Here is a 15,720-nt window from a genome sequence, read left to right as displayed (position 1 = left end):
TGAATTGACGGGGCCGCTGTTGATTGATGGGTTGGTTGAGGGGCAGATTCATAGTCAAAATGACGTTATCATCGGTGTCTCTGGTAGTGTAACTGGACAGATTAATGCCCAAAAGGTCTATATCAGTGGTGTATTAAAAGGTTCCGTGAACGCAAAGGAAGTTGAGATACTAAGTCAAGGTCAGTTATATGGTGATTTATTGAGTGGCGACTTAATTATTGAGAAAGGCGGGCGTTTCTATGGCAACAGCCATGGTGTGGATCATCTTGAAGCTAACCAAGAGCCTATGTTGCTCGGTAGTGGCCCCAAACCAGAATTAATTGATGAAAAGGATTCAAAATGAAAAAATATGATATTGCTGTCGTGGGTGCGACTGGTGCTGTTGGTGAAACTATTTTAAAAGTTTTAGAAGAGCGAAATTTCCCAGTGGGTGAGCTTTATTTATTGGCTAGTGCACGATCGGCCGGTAAGCGAATTGAATTCAAGGGTCAATGGCATGTTGTTGAAGACTTGGAAACATTTGATTTTAGTAAAGTTCAGATAGGCTTATTTTCACCCGGAGCAAGTATTTCAGCAGTTTATGCGCCAAAAGCCGCGGCTGCTGGTTGTGTTGTGGTTGATAACACCTCGCAGTTTCGCTACGACGATGATGTTCCGCTTGTGGTACCTGAGGTCAACCCGGATGCCGTTGCGGGCTATAAAACACGAGGCATTATTGCCAACCCAAACTGTTCAACTATTCAAATGCTTGTCGCCTTGAAACCGATTTATGATGCAGTGGGCATCAAACGTATTAATGTTGCAACCTATCAAGCGGTTTCTGGTACAGGTAAAGAGGCAATCGAAGAATTGGCCACTCAAACAGCTAATTTGCTTAACCTAAAGCCCATTACGCCTGAAGTCTATCCAAAACAAATTGCGTTTAATTGTATTCCACAAATTGACGTGTTTATGGATAACGGTTATACCAAAGAAGAAATGAAAATGGTTTGGGAAACGAAGAAAATTTTAGGTGATGATTCAGTGCTGTTGAATCCAACTGCTGTTCGTGTTCCTGTGTTTTATGGTCATAGTGAAGCGGTGCACATTGAGACAAAGGCCAAAATAACGGCTGCACAAGTTCGTGATTTGTTGAGCAAAACTGAGGGTGTGGTTGTTATTGATGAGCGCAAAGATGGCGGGTATCCAACGGCTGTATCTGATGCGGCTGACACCAACCCTGTGTATGTTGGGCGTATTCGTGAAGATATTTCTTGTGAAAATGGCATCAACCTTTGGGTAGTGGCAGATAATGTCCGTAAGGGTGCTGCGACTAATACCGTTCAGATTGCTGAATTATTGATTGCGCACTACCTGTAATGTTGCGATGGGCTTTGGGCGTTGAGTATGTCGGTACTGCTTATTGTGGATGGCAGCGTCAAGCGCATTGTGATTCAGTTCAAGGTCGGCTTGAACAAGCACTGAGTTACATTGCTCAGTCTTCGATTGAGGTGCATTGTGCAGGCCGAACAGATGCCGGTGTTCACGGTTTTGGACAGGTGGTACATTTTGATACTGACAAATCCCGTCCCACATCGGCATGGGTTCAAGGAGTCAATACGCAACTTCCGCGAGATATCCGTGTGGTATGGGCCCACCAAGTGGATCAGGGTTTTCATGCTCGTTTTAGTGCACAGGCGCGCCAGTATCGTTATGTTATTTATAATCGCCAGCAGCCCAGTGCATTATTACACGGCCGAGTCCATTGGGAGCGTCACAGATTAGATGAGCATATGATGCATTGTGCTGGTCAGGCTTTATTGGGTGAGCAAGATTTTAGTTCCTTTCGAGCTGCACAGTGCCAAGCACAACATGGTCGACGTGAGTTACAACTCTTGAATGTAAGTCGTTATGGTGATTTTGTTCACCTAGATATCAAAGCGAACGCTTTTGTTCATCACATGGTTAGAAATATTGCGGGCACCCTAATGCAGATTGGGCGAGGTGAAAAACCGGCTGATTGGGCGGGTGAGTTGTTGGCCATGCAAGATCGCACGCTTGCTTATGCTACCGCACCGGCTGAAGGTCTTTATTTTGTTAAAGCATTTTATGCTGAATCTTTTTCTTTGCCGCAATTACCGGTTAATGAGGTGTTATGGTAAATCAACGTACAAGAGTTAAGTTTTGCGGTATTACGCGTGCTGAGGATGCTTTGTTTGCTGCAAAGCTTGGCGTTGATGCAATAGGCTTGGTTTTTTATTCACCCAGTCCTAGAGCGGTGACCATAGACCAGGCTAAAAAGGTAATGGCTGGTTTGCCTGCATTTGTCACCACGACTGCACTGTTTGTAAATCCTGATGCAAATGATGTTGAAGACGTTATCACTCAATTACCTGTTGACTTGTTGCAGTTTCATGGTGAAGAGTCAGGTGATTTTTGTCGTCAGTTTAACCGCCCTTATATTAAAGCGTTAGCTATGCACCAACAGATGGATTGGGATGCATTGAATAGCGAGTATGACGACGCACGTGGGTGGTTACTAGATACCTATAAACCCGGTGTTCCAGGGGGTACCGGTGAAACATTTAACTGGGATTGGTTGCCAGACAGCAAACAAGTGAGCCAGCCGATCATTTTGGCGGGCGGTTTAGATGCAGGTAATGTTAAAAAAGCTTGTCAGCAAACTGGCGTCTATGGTGTCGATGTCAGTGGCGGTATTGAGGTGAGTAAAGGTGTAAAATCAGCCGAAAAAATGCAACAATTTATCAAACAAATAATCGTTTAGGAGTGGTAGGTGAGCAAGTTGAGTGAACAGAAAGTTGATTTTTCACAGTATCCAGATAGCCATGGTCATTTTGGTCCCTATGGTGGAATTTTTGCGCCGGAAACTCTAATGGCGCCACTGGAGGCTTTGCGTGATCAATATGCAGCGGTTAAAGATGACCCAGTATTTAAAGCTGAGCTTTTAAATGATTATCAAAACTACATAGGTAGACCAACACCACTTTATCATGCCAAACGTTGGTCTGAACATTTGGGTGGCGCGCAAATTTATTTAAAGCGAGAAGATCTAAACCACACCGGTGCACATAAAATCAACAACACTATTGGACAGGCGTTATTAGCTAAGCGTCTTGGTAAAACACGTATTATTGCCGAAACAGGTGCGGGGCAGCATGGTGTTGCGAGTGCCACTGTTGCAGCCAGGCTGGGGTTAGAATGTGTGGTCTATATGGGTGCTGATGACGTTGTTCGCCAAGCGCCTAATGTGGCACGCATGAAAATGTTAGGTGCAACAGTTGTCCCGGTTGAATCTGGTACGCGTACGTTAAAAGATGCGCTTAATGAAGCGATGCGTGATTGGGTGACCAATGTTGATAATACCTTTTACATTATTGGTACCGTAGCCGGCCCTCATCCCTATCCTATGATGGTCAGAGATTTTCAAGCGATTATTGGTCAAGAAGCACGTCAACAAATGCTTGATCAAGAAGGGGTATTGCCTGACATTGTTATGGCTTGTGTCGGCGGTGGTTCTAATGCCATGGGGCTGTTTCATGCTTTTTTAGCTGACGAATCGGTACGTATTATTGGTGTTGAAGCAGGCGGTGATGGTCTTGAAACGGGGCGTCATGCTGCACCACTTTGCAAAGGGACACCTGGTGTGCTTCATGGTAACCGTACCTACTTAATGCAGGATGAAGCAGGGCAGATTATGGGTACGCATTCGATTTCTGCAGGTCTTGATTACCCAGGTGTGGGGCCAGAGTTGGCTTGGTTAAAAGATATTGGTCGAGCTGAATTTGTGGCCGCCACAGACGATGAAGCGATGGCAGGTTGGCGTGATGTCACTAGAATGGAAGGGATCATCTCGGCATTGGAAACGAGTCATGCATTAGCTTACGCGATGAAATTGGCGCCGACTTTGCCCAAAACGCAACGCATTATTATTAATTTATCTGGCCGCGGTGATAAGGATATGAATACTATTGCCAAACTTGAAGGTTTTGAATTTTAAAGGATTGTTTGTGAATCGAATTGAAGCACGCTTTGCGTCTCTGCAAGCACAACAAAAAACAGCGCTTATTCCGTATTTGACAGCAGGTGATCCTCATCCTGACATGACGGTTACACTTATGCATCACTTGGTGGCTCAGGGCGCTGACTTATTGGAATTAGGTGTCCCATTTTCTGATCCTTTGGCCGATGGTCCGACGATTCAAAAAGCTGTCGAAAGAGCGTTGGCGCATCGTGTTTCTTTGCGTAATGTGTTGGCGATGGTGGCCAAGTTTCGTGAACAAGACCAACAAACGCCTGTGCTTTTAATGGGCTATTTAAATCCAATTGAAGCGATGGGTGAAGAAGAGTTTGCTAAATCGGCTGTTGCAGCGGGTTTAGATGGCGTGTTAACCGTTGATATGCCACCAGAGGAAAGTGTTGGATATCATCAAACCCTTGCATCTCATGGTTTAGCATGTATTTTCTTGGTATCACCCACTACGCCTGCATCAAGGCTAGGTGCGATTGCTCAACAGGGTAAAGGTTTTGTCTATTATGTTTCGCTGAAGGGTGTGACCGGTGTGGGGCAGGCTGATGTGGGCGATGTGGCCAGTCATGTTAATGCACTCAAAGAGGTGATTGACTTACCGGTCGGAATCGGTTTTGGCGTGCGAGATGGCCAAGCGGCTTACAAAATGGCACAACATGGCGAGGGTGTTATTATAGGTTCAGCGTTGGTGAGCCTTATTGAGCAACACCAACATGCCGACATCGCAACTATTATGGCGGCACTTACACCCAAGATGGTCGAGTTTCGCTCGGCTATTGATGCTGCCGATAAGGGAGAGGCGCTATGAGTTGGTTTGAAAAAATTCTACCTAGTATCAAGCAGGTTACTGAGCGAAAAAAATCAGTACCTGAAGGGCTATGGGTCAAATGTCCCAAGTGCGAAAGTGTGCTATATCGCAGCGAAGTCGAGCGTAATCAACAAGTTTGTCCAAAGTGTGACCATCATATGCGGGTTTCCGGTCGTAAACGCTTGACCTATTTTTTTGATGAGAATAGCCCAATCACTGAGATAGGTGGCCAGATTGGTCCGGTAGATGCGCTTAAGTTTAAGGATCAAAAAAAATATAAAGATCGCTATGTTCAGGCGCAAAAAACCACCGGAGAGAAAGATGCGTTAATTGTTCAGGTTGGACAGATTGATGGGCTAGAAGTGGTAGCGGCCTCGTTTGAGTTTCAGTTTATGGGCGGCTCAATGGGTTCTGTCGTGGGGCACAAGTTTGTTCTGGCCGTTGAGGAAGCGATTACGCGTCGTGCGCCCCTGGTTTGTTTTTCTGCCAGTGGGGGTGCCCGTATGCAAGAAGCCTTATTCTCCTTGATGCAAATGGCTAAAACCAGTGCTGCATTGGGTAAGCTGCGTGAAGAAAGGTTGCCTTATTTCTCTGTATTAACGGATCCAACCATGGGTGGGGTGTCGGCCAGTTTTGCGATGCTGGGTGATATCAATATTGGTGAACCTAAAGCATTAATCGGCTTTGCAGGTCCTCGCGTGATTGAACAAACGGTTCGTGAGACCTTGCCAGAGGGGTTTCAGCGCAGTGAGTTTTTATTGGAGCATGGTGCCATAGATCAAATTGTGCATCGCCACAAATTGGCTAAAACAATTGCATCTCAAGCTAGAATGCTTCTTGATCGTTAAGTTATGATGGCGCTTACAGCTACCCCTGCTTTACCTAACTCTCAATCCTCCTTAGCGGATTGGTTGGATTATTTGATGCAGCTGCACACTAAAGCTATCGATATGGGGTTAGCCCGTGTTGGTCAAGTTGCGCATAATCTAGATATCGTTCAAATTAAACCTGGGATGCAGCGTGTAGTAGTGGCTGGAACCAATGGTAAAGGTTCCAGTGTAGCTATGTTAAGTGCGATTATGCAGGCGGCTGGATATCATGTTGGCTGCTACACCTCACCTCATTTGGTCCGTTTCAATGAGCGAGCGCAAATCAATGGTCAGTCATTGAGCGACCAAGACTGGATTGCCGCATTTATCGCTGTTGAAGAGGCGCGTGGCAATATTTCACTTAGCTTTTTTGAATTTACTACCCTTGCGGCTATTTGGTTTTTTCAACAGCAGCCACTTGATTTAGTGATACTGGAAGTAGGTTTAGGTGGGCGTTTAGACGCGGTTAATGCGGTAGAAAATTCGAGTTGCATCATCACGGCGATTGATTTAGATCATCAGGAGTATCTGGGCAATAATCGCGAAGATATTGGTTATGAAAAGGCCGGGGTAATGCGACCTGGTCGGTTGTGTGTGTGTTCTGATTCGATGCCGCCGAAGCGTTTGCTCGACCATGCTAACAATCTACAGGTTTCGTTAAAATGTTTAGGCAAAGACTTTACCTACCAGCAAGGGGCTGGGGTCTGGTGTTTTAAATATAACGACCAGCCTGAAGAGCTATCTTTGCCTATGCCGGCCCTTTTGGGTGATTTTCAACTACAGAATGCAGCTGGCGTATTAGCATGGTTGGCTAATCAGTCTGATTTTGCAGTAAGCAGGCCTGCTATTGAAGTAGGTTTACAAGCCGTTCGTCACCCAGGCCGTCTGCAGTCTTTGCAAGTGCAACACCAGACCTGGTTGTTGGATGTTGCCCATAACCCGCAATCGGCCGAGCAGCTTGCATTGTGGGTTGGGCAACAAAATTCTGTACACCAATCAAAACCTATTGCTATTTTCGCTGCCTTGGCAGATAAAGATGTCAAAGGCATGATGGCTAGAATGGCACCTCATATAGATCAATGGATTTTGTTAGATTTGCGACCACAGCCTCGCGCGCTGGACCCCAAGATTATGCAGCAATTTCTTGACGAAGTGACATCGACTGATAAAACTTCCTTATCACCTATAGGCCAGGTAGTCCAGAATGCTTCGGCAGCGGTTGATGCTGCAAAGTTTTCTGGGTCAGCGCGTGTTTTGGTGTTTGGATCCTTTATTACCGTAGGCGCGATTTTGACGGAGCTTGAACAGGATGGATAAGCTAACTAAAAATCGTTTAACCGGTGCGGTGATATGGCTTGGAGCACTGATTTGGCTGGTGCCGCAATGGTATGCCAACCCAGTAGATTATCCTAAACTGGTATTTTCGGGCACGAAAGCGGCTGTTGATAATCTTGATGACATAGATTTTGATCGTTTGGTGAGTAAGCCATTGGCATCCGAAATCGCTGTTCAGTCAGAACCTTCAACAGCAGTAGAAAGTTCGACTGCAGCAACGCCAAGACCGCAAGTAAGCCGCCCAGCTAATACGTCTGGGTCTGCTTCAGCACAATTGGCTGAGCCTGTTGTTGCTGAAATTACTCAACCTGGTTTTTATGTACGCTTAATCAGTTATCAAAATCCAGACAGTGCATTGAGGTTAGAGCAACGACTTAAACCTCACTATCCTGTTTCGATCGGCAGCTTTACGACATCGTCAGGTCGTTTTTATACGGTGAGAGTGGGTCCTTATGATACGCGTGCACAAGCAGAGCGGGTTAAGGCGATTTTAGATGTCGAGCTGCGTGTAGAATCTATCATTCTCGATCGAACAAATCAGTAAGGCAGCGCGAGTATAATCAGGTAAAATGCTTGCCATAATTTTAACCTTCAAGCAAGTGAGCAGGACAAATGTGTGGAGTAGTCGGAATAGTGTCAGCCATGGGTGCGCCCGTAAACCAAGAGATTTACGATGCGCTAACAATCTTGCAGCACCGTGGTCAAGATGCCGCCGGGATTGTAACCCACCAAGGTGGACGATTTTACCAGCGTAAAGAAAACGGTTTAGTTAAAGATGTGTTCCGTACGCGCCATATGCGTGATCTGCATGGTAGCACTGGTTTGGGGCATGTTCGATACCCAACGGCGGGTTCTTCATCTAGTTCAGAAGCACAGCCCTTTTATGTGAACTCACCTTATGGCATTGTATTGGGCCACAATGGGAACTTGACTAACACCGAGCAGCTTAGTCAAGAGATCTATCAGCAAGATCTGCGTCATTTAAACACCAACTCTGACTCAGAGGTTTTGCTGAATGTGTTTGCCCATGAGTTGATGAATCAAAAAAAGCTATTTGTCGATCAAAAGGATATTTTTAACGCCGTTCGTAGTGTGCACAGGCGGGTTAGAGGGGGGTATGCTGCAATCGGTATTGTATCAGGTGTTGGCTTGTTTGCTTTCCGTGACCCCTATGCGCTTCGGCCGTTAATAGTTGGTAAGCGTGTTAATGCAGCCGGTTCTACTGATTACATGATTGCCTCAGAGAGTGTTGCGCTTGATGGACTTGGCTTTACTCGTTATCGTGACGTGGCGCCAGGCGAAGCCGTGGTTGTTACCCCGGAAGGACAAATCTTCTTTGAACAATGTCATGACAATCCAGTTTATTCGCCGTGTATTTTTGAATTCGTTTATTTTGCGCGTCCTGATTCAATGATTGACGATATTTCAGTTTATAAATCCCGTTTGCGCATGGGCGAAAAGCTTGCAGAGAAGATTCAGCGTGAATGGCAAGGGCATGATATTGACGTTGTCATGCCCATCCCTGATACCAGTCGAACGTCAGCTCTACAACTGGCTGCAATGTTAAATGTACCTTACCGCGAAGGGTTTATTAAAAACCGCTACATTGGTCGTACCTTCATCATGCCTGGTCAGACCCAACGTAAAAAATCAGTGCGTCAAAAACTAAACGCGATTGACCTTGAGTTTGAAGGCAAGAATGTATTGCTGGTAGATGACTCAATTGTTCGTGGCACCACATCGGGTGAAATTGTTCAAATGGCACGTGATGCTGGCGCTAAAAATGTGTATTTTGCTTCGGCAGCGCCTGCGGTACGTTATCCTTATGTCTATGGTATTGATATGCCTTCGGCGTCTGAATTGGTAGCCAATAATCGGACTACTGAAGAAGTCGCTGCTTTTATTGGTGCAGACAAGTTGATCTACCAGGATTTAGATGATCTTGTTGAAGCCGTAGGGGCGGGCAGTGAATTAATTTCATCCTTTGATACGTCATGCTTTAGCGGTGTCTATGTAACCGGTGATATTACCCCTGAGTACTTAGCATCAATTGATAAAAGCCGTAATGACGATGCTAAAACGCAGCAAAAAACACCCACACCTGAAGCAATAGGCTTACATAATCAAGGAAGTTAAATGGAAAACTGGTCTTTAGATACACTGGCGATTCGCATGGGCTATGAGCGAACCCATGAACAAGAGAACTCAGAGGCCATTTTTCCAACTTCAAGCTTTGTTTATCGTAGTGCTCAAGAAGCAGCGCAGCGATTTAGTGGTGAAGCACCCGGTAATGTGTATTCGCGCTTTACTAACCCAACTGTGCGTACCTTCGAAAACAAATTAGCGGTTTTAGAAGGGGGTGAGGCCTGTGTCGCGACAGCATCGGGGATGTCAGCTATTTTGGCCTGTTGTATGGGGTTGTTGAAAGCGGGCGATCATTTGCTCTCATCCAGTAGTATTTTTGGTACCACCAAAGTGTTGTTTACGAAGTACTTGGCTAATTTTGGTATTGAGGTCTCGTTTGTTGCACAAACGGATCAGCAGGCCTGGTCGGCTGCGATTCAGCCTAACACCAAAATGCTATTTTTAGAAACACCATCCAATCCGTTGACCGAAGTGGCTGATATTGGCTTTTTAGCAGGCCTGGCTAAGCAACACCAAGCTTTACTGGTCGTTGATAATTGTTTTTGCACCCCCATATTACAACGGCCAATTGCATTAGGCGCAGATATTGTTATTCATTCGGCTACTAAGTTTTTAGATGGTCAAGGTCGATGTTTGGGTGGTGCGGTGGTTGGAAGCCATGAAGCTGTGGGTGAGGCTGTGCGGGGAGTCATTCGCACGGCGGGCCCAAGTATGAGTCCTTTTAATGCTTGGGTATTCTTAAAAGGCTTAGAAACACTTTCTCTTAGAATGAAAGCCCATAGCGCAGCGGCGCAGTCTTTGGCGGAATGGTTAAGTGAACACCCCGCAGTAGAGCAGGTTTTCTATCCTGGCTTGACTTCTCATCCGCAGCATGAGCTAGCAATGCGTCAACAATCTGGTGGCGGTGGGCTGCTAAGTTTTAGGGTTAAGGGTGATCAAGCGGCGGCTTGGTCAGTGATAGATGCAACACAATTTTTATCTATAACCGCTAATTTAGGTGACGTTAAAACGAGCATTACTCATCCAGCGACTACAACCCATTGTCGTGTTGAGCCCGCTCAGCGGATAGCAACGGGTATTACTGATAACTTGGTGCGTATTTCGGTGGGACTAGAAGACCTTGAGGATATCAAGGCCGATCTATCGCGCGGTCTGGACGCACTGCTAGCAAAATAACTCTGCGATAGCCTAACGAGGCAGCGAGATTTTTGGCTCTTTAGGGTTGGTGCGGTACAAGATAAATGTTTTACCAATCGCACCCACTAATTGGGCCTTGCTAGCGGTTAATATTTCATCATTCATCGCACGCCTAGCATCTCGGTCATCATGCGCGATTTTGATTTTAATGAGCTCATGGTGACTTAATGCATTATTAAGTTCTTTGAGCAGGTTGTCAGTGATGCCTTGCGCGCCAACTAAAATAACGGGGTTGAGATGATGTCCAAGCCCTTTTAAATATTTAAGTTGTGTTTTAGTTAGTGTTGTCATAGTTTACCTTTCATAAAAATTGTCGCTATCTTATAGCAAATTACCCTAAAAATCTTAACCTAAATCGATATTGTAAATAGGAATTTCATGGCTAGATCAAAATCAAGTTCACGTTGGTTACAAGAGCACTTTGATGACCCTTATGTGTTGCAAGCACAAAAAGAGGGCTGGCGTTCTCGTGCTATTTACAAGCTGAAAGAAATAAATGAAAAAGATCAGCTGCTCAAGCCTGGTATGTTGGTCTTGGATTTGGGCGCGGCACCAGGCGGATGGTCACAATATGCGGCTCAGAACGTAAGTCCCGCTGGTAAAGTGTTAGCCTTAGATATTTTGCCGGTTGAACCCTATGCAGGCGTCTCATTTTTACAAGGCGACTTTACCGATGAAACGATCTTTGAACAATTGCTGGCTTCGATTAATGAGCGACCTGTTGATTTGGTGATGTCAGATATGGCGCCTAATTTTAGTGGTAATAAGGCCATTGATATCCCACGAGCCATGTATTTGGTCGAGCTTACGTTAGATTTAGCGGAACGCGTATTGAAACCCGGCGGTAATGTCCTTATGAAAGTATTTCAAGGTGAGGGTTATGAACAATTACTGGCACAAATGCGCCAAGACTATGCAAAAGTTATCACGCGTAAGCCACAAGCATCACGTGCTCGTAGTAGTGAAATCTATTTGTTAGGGCTTAAAAAACGCTAATTGCGCTAAGTTTACATCCTTTAGTTTTTGCGGGGTGTCGTGGCTCATGCTATTATTGAGCCTATAGAAGTTTCTGATAGCCTAATGTTTGGCACTTAAGGAAGTTGTAAATGAAAAACGATATGTTAAAAAACATTCTGATTTGGGCAGCGGTTGCGTTGGTATTAATGTCGGTGTTCAACCATTTTGGTGGTAACACGCAAAATACCAACACACGTCTTGATTATTCTCAATTTATTGATCAGGTTCGCGAAGGACAGATTAGCCGCGTTAACATTGAGGGCCCAACGATCCGTGGTGTCTACAACAATGGTGAAGCTTTCACTACTTATAATCCCGGTGACCCTGGTTTAATGGGGGATTTGCTACAGAATCGTGTCACAGTGAGCTCGCAACCACCTGAAAAACAAAGTTTGTTATTACAGATTTTTATTTCATGGTTCCCGATGTTGCTGCTTATTGCGTTGTGGATTTTCTTCATGCGCTCAATGGGCGGTGGCTTGGGTGGTAAAGGTGGTCCGATGTCGTTCGGTAAGAGTAAGGCTCGAATGCTGTCAGAAGACCAGGTCAAGGTTAATTTCAATGATGTAGCGGGTGCTGATGAGGCTAAAGAAGAAGTGGCTGAATTAGTTGACTTCTTACGTGACCCCACAAAATATCAGAATTTAGGTGGTCAAATACCCCGTGGTGTGTTGATGGTGGGGCCGCCCGGTACAGGTAAAACATTGCTAGCCAAAGCGATTGCCGGCGAAGCCAAAGTGCCTTTCTTCACTATTTCTGGTTCAGATTTCGTAGAAATGTTTGTCGGTGTCGGTGCCTCGCGCGTACGCGACATGTTTGAACAAGCGAAGGCGCACGCACCATGTATCATCTTTATCGATGAGATTGACGCGGTAGGGCGCAGCCGTGGCGTTGGTATGGGTGGCGGTAATGATGAACGTGAGCAAACCCTAAACCAGATGCTGGTAGAAATGGACGGCTTTGAGGGGCACGAAGGTATTATTGTTATTGCTGCAACTAACCGTCCTGACGTACTGGATCCTGCATTGCTACGTCCAGGTCGTTTTGACCGTCAAGTGACCGTAGGGTTACCAGATGTGCGTGGTCGTGAGCAGATTCTTAAGGTTCACATGCGCAAAGTGCCTGTGGCAGAAGATGTTAAGCCAGCTTTGATTGCACGTGGTACACCAGGCTTTTCAGGCGCAGACTTAGCTAACCTCGTTAACGAAGCTGCGCTATTTGCTGCACGTTTAGGCGATCGAATGGTGACGCAAGGACACTTTGAGAAAGCAAAAGATAAAATTCTGATGGGTGTTGAGCGTCGTTCAATGGTGATGAGTGAGGCTGAGAAACGTTTGACCGCTTACCATGAAGCGGGTCACGCCATTATTGGTTATCTCGTTCCCGAGCATGATCCGGTTTACAAAGTGTCTATTATTCCAAGGGGGCGTGCTTTAGGTGTCACAATGTATCTGCCTGAAGAAGATTCCTGGAGTTATTCAAAGCGTAAATTGGAAAGTCAGCTTTCGAGCCTTTACGGTGGTCGTATTGCTGAGGAAATTATTTTTGGTAGTGATGCGGTCACGACCGGTGCGTCTAATGATATTGAGCGGGCGACCAAGTTAGCACGCAGCATGGTGATGAAGTGGGGTTTGTCTGATAAGTTGGGTCCGTTGCTTTATGAAGAAGAAGAGCAGCATGGCTTCTTGGGTAGTTCTAGTCGCACTACCTCTGTGTCAGATGAAACAGCTAAGTTAATTGATGCTGAAGTTCGTCGTGTTATCGATGAAAATTATAAGCGCTCAGAGCGCATTCTTACTGAGCACAGAGATAAGCTTGACATCATGGCTGAAGCATTAATGCAATATGAAACGATTGATGCTCAGCAAATTAAAAATATTATGGAAGGGCGTGATCCCGGTAAACCTGCTGATTGGACTGAGTCAGATTTAGCTACTCCCTCTAATGATTCGAAAGAGGGTGATGACTCGGTTGAAGCGAAGTTAGATGATACGTTTGATACTTCAGCTGATCAGGATCCAAGTGCAGAGGGTCATCCTAAGCACTCTTAACTCAATCTTATTAAGCTAGATAGGATAAAATAGCCCTCCTCATGGAGGGTTTTTTCGTTTAAGAGAAGTGATATGTCATTGATTAAAGCACTCAACTCATCTCCCCCGATGTTAATGGCCATTTTAAATCTAACGCCTGATTCGTTTAGTGATGGTGGCAAGTTGCTACAGCAGGAGCAGCTGAAGCGACAGTTGGAATTATGTGCACAGCAGCAGGTCGATATTCTAGATATAGGGGGTGAATCGACCAGGCCTGGTGCCCACTCGGTAGGCTTGGATGAAGAATTATCTCGTGTTATGCCGGCCATAGAGCTCGCGCAACGTTACACCGATTGCTATATTTCTGTTGATACCTATAAGCCCGAAGTGATGCGTCAGGCCTTGTCACAAGGTGTTGATATGATTAATGATGTGAATGCCTTGCAAGCAGAGGGTGCGATAGCCGTGTTAAGTGAGTACCCTGAGGCGGCCATCTGTCTTATGCATAAACAAGGTGACATTGCTACCATGCAGCAATCGCCTTCTTACAATGATGTTGTCAGCGAGGTGATGCGTTTTTTAACAGAGCGTGTTCAGGCATGTCGTCAAGAAGGTATTTTGCCAGAGCGTATCTGCTTAGATCCAGGGTTTGGTTTTGGTAAAACACTTGATCATAATACGCAACTGTTTAGGCAGATTAAAAGCTTCCATTCATTGGGACACCCATTGCTGGTGGGGGTGTCCCGTAAATCCATGCTAGGTGCGTTGTTGAATGATTTGCCAGTTAATGAGCGCATGTTACCTAGCGTGGTTGCTGCGGTGATTGCCTTGTCGCAAGGTGCGCAGATTATAAGGGTTCATGATGTTGTAGAAACTAGGCAGGCCTGGCAACTAGTTGCTAGCTTAACGCCATGGTTAGAGCAAAAAGGTAAGTTATGAAAAAACGATATTTTGGTACGGATGGTATAAGAAGTCGCGTGGGGCAGGGTTTGATGACGCCTGATCAAGTATTAAGATTGGGTTGGGCGACAGGCCAAGTTTTAAAGCAGCGCGGCGCTACAAAGGTGTTGATTGGTAAAGACACGCGTATATCAGGTTATATGTTTGAATCAGCCCTTGAGGCGGGATTAATCTATGCAGGCATTGATGTGTTACTACTTGGTCCGATGCCAACGCCGGCTATTGCGTATTTGACGCGCACTTTTCGAGCTGATTTAGGGATTGTAATCAGTGCTTCACATAATCCACACTATGATAACGGTATCAAGTTTTTCGATGCACAGGGTCTTAAGGTGTCGGATGAATTGGAGTTGGCCATTGAGGCGGCCTTTGATCAATCAATGACCCATCCACAACAAGCTGATCACCTGGCTGCGCTGGGTAAGGCACAGCGGGTTAATGATGCACCAGGTCGTTATATTGAGTTTTGTAAAAGCACCTTTGATGGTCAAGCCTCACTGGAGGGGCTGCACCTTGTCGTAGATTGTGCGCATGGTGCAACCTATCACATCGCCCCCGCTGTTTTTGAAGAGTTGGGTGCTAAGGTTACGCGTATGGGTGTGGAGCCCAATGGTTTAAACATTAACCAAGGTTGTGGGGCAACGCACCTTGATGCGTTAATAGCCAAGGTGCAAGCTTTGCACGCAGATATAGGTATTGCCCTTGATGGTGATGGTGACCGTTTAATGCTGGTGACCGATAAGGGTCGCATAGTCGATGGCGATGATATCCTTTATATTCTAGCGCGTTACAAATATCCTGATGAGCGTGCCGTAGTGGGCACATTGATGACGAACTTAGGTATTGAACAGGCCTTAGCGGCAATAGGTAAAAAATTGTATCGTGCGGCCGTGGGTGATCGTTATGTAATGGCTAAATTAAAAGATCAATCACTTCTGGTTGGGGCAGAGGGTTCGGGGCACATTCTATGCCTAGACAAAGCATCGACCGGTGATGGTATTATCGCTGCGCTACAGTTTCTTAGTGTGTATCGTGAACAAGGTGGTTGGCAAACAATTTTACAGGGCCTTACCAAGTTTCCAATGCGGATGATTAATGTAAAAGTAGCCAGTCATTATGATCCTGAGACCTATCCGCCATTGCTTCAAGCTATTGCAGACTTTGAAAAAAATCATCAGGCAGAAGCGCGTTTACTTATCCGAGCATCGGGAACTGAGCCGTTAGTGCGAGTTATGGTAGAAGGGAAAGATGCTAAATTAGTTGATGAACAGGCTAAATTGCTCGCTAAATGGGTTGAAAAGGGTTTTTCATAAGTTGTCAAGATTGTAATTT

Annotated in this window: 16 protein-coding genes; 15 read left to right on the top strand and 1 reads right to left on the bottom strand. The window is 45.6% G+C overall.

What is annotated here, in order from left to right; genetic code table 11:
* Positions 1–4: 4 nt before the first annotated feature.
* The 11 genes from THIAE_RS06320 to THIAE_RS06270 all read left to right on the top strand — a co-directional run bounded on the left by THIAE_RS06320 (position 5) and on the right by THIAE_RS06270 (position 10,360).
* Entirely contained in the window at positions 5–343 is a 339-nt protein-coding gene (locus THIAE_RS06320) for a polymer-forming cytoskeletal protein (protein ID WP_051418492.1), read from the top strand.
* Positions 340–1,359: an aspartate-semialdehyde dehydrogenase gene (locus THIAE_RS06315; RefSeq protein ID WP_006459443.1), complete on the top strand. Its 1,020-nt coding sequence runs from the start codon at positions 340–342 to the stop codon at positions 1,357–1,359. Before THIAE_RS06320 ends, THIAE_RS06315 begins: the two co-directional genes overlap by 4 nt.
* On the top strand, positions 1,359–2,141 hold the full coding sequence (truA, locus tag THIAE_RS06310) for a tRNA pseudouridine(38-40) synthase TruA (protein ID WP_006459442.1): 783 nt from the start codon (positions 1,359–1,361) through the stop codon (positions 2,139–2,141). Before THIAE_RS06315 ends, truA begins: the two co-directional genes overlap by 1 nt.
* Positions 2,135–2,764, top strand: a complete 630-nt coding sequence (locus THIAE_RS06305; protein WP_006459441.1) for a phosphoribosylanthranilate isomerase — start codon at positions 2,135–2,137, stop codon at positions 2,762–2,764. The genes truA and THIAE_RS06305 overlap by 7 nt, the downstream gene beginning before the upstream one ends.
* A 9-nt stretch (positions 2,765–2,773) precedes the next feature.
* On the top strand, positions 2,774–3,997 hold the full coding sequence (gene trpB, locus THIAE_RS06300; protein ID WP_006459440.1) for a tryptophan synthase subunit beta: 1,224 nt from the start codon (positions 2,774–2,776) through the stop codon (positions 3,995–3,997).
* Between the two features lie 10 nt (positions 3,998–4,007).
* Positions 4,008–4,835: a tryptophan synthase subunit alpha gene (gene trpA, locus THIAE_RS06295; protein ID WP_006459439.1), complete on the top strand. Its 828-nt coding sequence runs from the start codon at positions 4,008–4,010 to the stop codon at positions 4,833–4,835.
* Positions 4,832–5,683, top strand: a complete 852-nt coding sequence (accD, locus tag THIAE_RS06290) for an acetyl-CoA carboxylase, carboxyltransferase subunit beta (RefSeq protein WP_006459438.1) — start codon at positions 4,832–4,834, stop codon at positions 5,681–5,683. Before trpA ends, accD begins: the two co-directional genes overlap by 4 nt.
* Before the next feature lie 3 nt (positions 5,684–5,686).
* Positions 5,687–7,021: a bifunctional folylpolyglutamate synthase/dihydrofolate synthase gene (locus tag THIAE_RS06285; RefSeq protein WP_006459437.1), complete on the top strand. Its 1,335-nt coding sequence runs from the start codon at positions 5,687–5,689 to the stop codon at positions 7,019–7,021.
* The gene (locus THIAE_RS06280; RefSeq protein ID WP_006459436.1) at positions 7,014–7,583 is read left to right on the top strand and encodes an SPOR domain-containing protein; all 570 of its coding nucleotides are present in this window, start codon (positions 7,014–7,016) and stop codon (positions 7,581–7,583) included. The genes THIAE_RS06285 and THIAE_RS06280 overlap by 8 nt, the downstream gene beginning before the upstream one ends.
* A gap of 68 nt (positions 7,584–7,651) precedes the next feature.
* Positions 7,652–9,175, top strand: coding sequence for an amidophosphoribosyltransferase (gene purF, locus THIAE_RS06275; protein WP_006459435.1), 1,524 nt, complete (start codon positions 7,652–7,654; stop codon positions 9,173–9,175).
* The gene (locus THIAE_RS06270) at positions 9,176–10,360 is read left to right on the top strand and encodes an O-succinylhomoserine sulfhydrylase (RefSeq protein ID WP_006459434.1); all 1,185 of its coding nucleotides are present in this window, start codon (positions 9,176–9,178) and stop codon (positions 10,358–10,360) included.
* Between the two features lie 12 nt (positions 10,361–10,372).
* On the opposite strand, the gene yhbY is transcribed toward THIAE_RS06270, so the two are convergent.
* Positions 10,373–10,672 carry a ribosome assembly RNA-binding protein YhbY gene (gene yhbY, locus THIAE_RS06265; RefSeq protein ID WP_006459433.1) on the bottom strand — a complete coding sequence of 100 codons (300 nt, stop codon included), beginning with the start codon at positions 10,670–10,672 and terminating at the stop codon, positions 10,373–10,375.
* Positions 10,673–10,759: 87 nt separating this feature from the next.
* Between yhbY and rlmE the strand changes: the two genes are divergently transcribed.
* The 4 genes from rlmE to glmM all read left to right on the top strand — a co-directional run bounded on the left by rlmE (position 10,760) and on the right by glmM (position 15,701).
* The gene (rlmE, locus tag THIAE_RS06260) at positions 10,760–11,377 is read left to right on the top strand and encodes a 23S rRNA (uridine(2552)-2'-O)-methyltransferase RlmE (RefSeq protein ID WP_006459432.1); all 618 of its coding nucleotides are present in this window, start codon (positions 10,760–10,762) and stop codon (positions 11,375–11,377) included.
* 110 nt (positions 11,378–11,487) lie between these two features.
* Positions 11,488–13,449, top strand: a complete 1,962-nt coding sequence (gene ftsH / locus THIAE_RS06255; protein WP_006459431.1) for an ATP-dependent zinc metalloprotease FtsH — start codon at positions 11,488–11,490, stop codon at positions 13,447–13,449.
* A 72-nt stretch (positions 13,450–13,521) separates the two neighbouring features.
* On the top strand, positions 13,522–14,367 hold the full coding sequence (gene folP / locus THIAE_RS06250; protein ID WP_006459430.1) for a dihydropteroate synthase: 846 nt from the start codon (positions 13,522–13,524) through the stop codon (positions 14,365–14,367).
* Complete coding sequence (gene glmM, locus THIAE_RS06245; protein ID WP_006459429.1) at positions 14,364–15,701, top strand: phosphoglucosamine mutase; 1,338 nt, start codon at positions 14,364–14,366, stop codon at positions 15,699–15,701. Before folP ends, glmM begins: the two co-directional genes overlap by 4 nt.
* Positions 15,702–15,720: the final 19 nt, after the last annotated feature.

Origin of the sequence: Thiomicrospira aerophila AL3, assembly GCF_000227665.2 — a bacterium.
GTDB classification, from domain to species: domain Bacteria; phylum Pseudomonadota; class Gammaproteobacteria; order Thiomicrospirales; family Thiomicrospiraceae; genus Thiomicrospira; species Thiomicrospira aerophila.
Note: the sequence above shows the minus strand (reverse complement) of the source record. Positions and strands in the feature narration are given on the sequence as shown.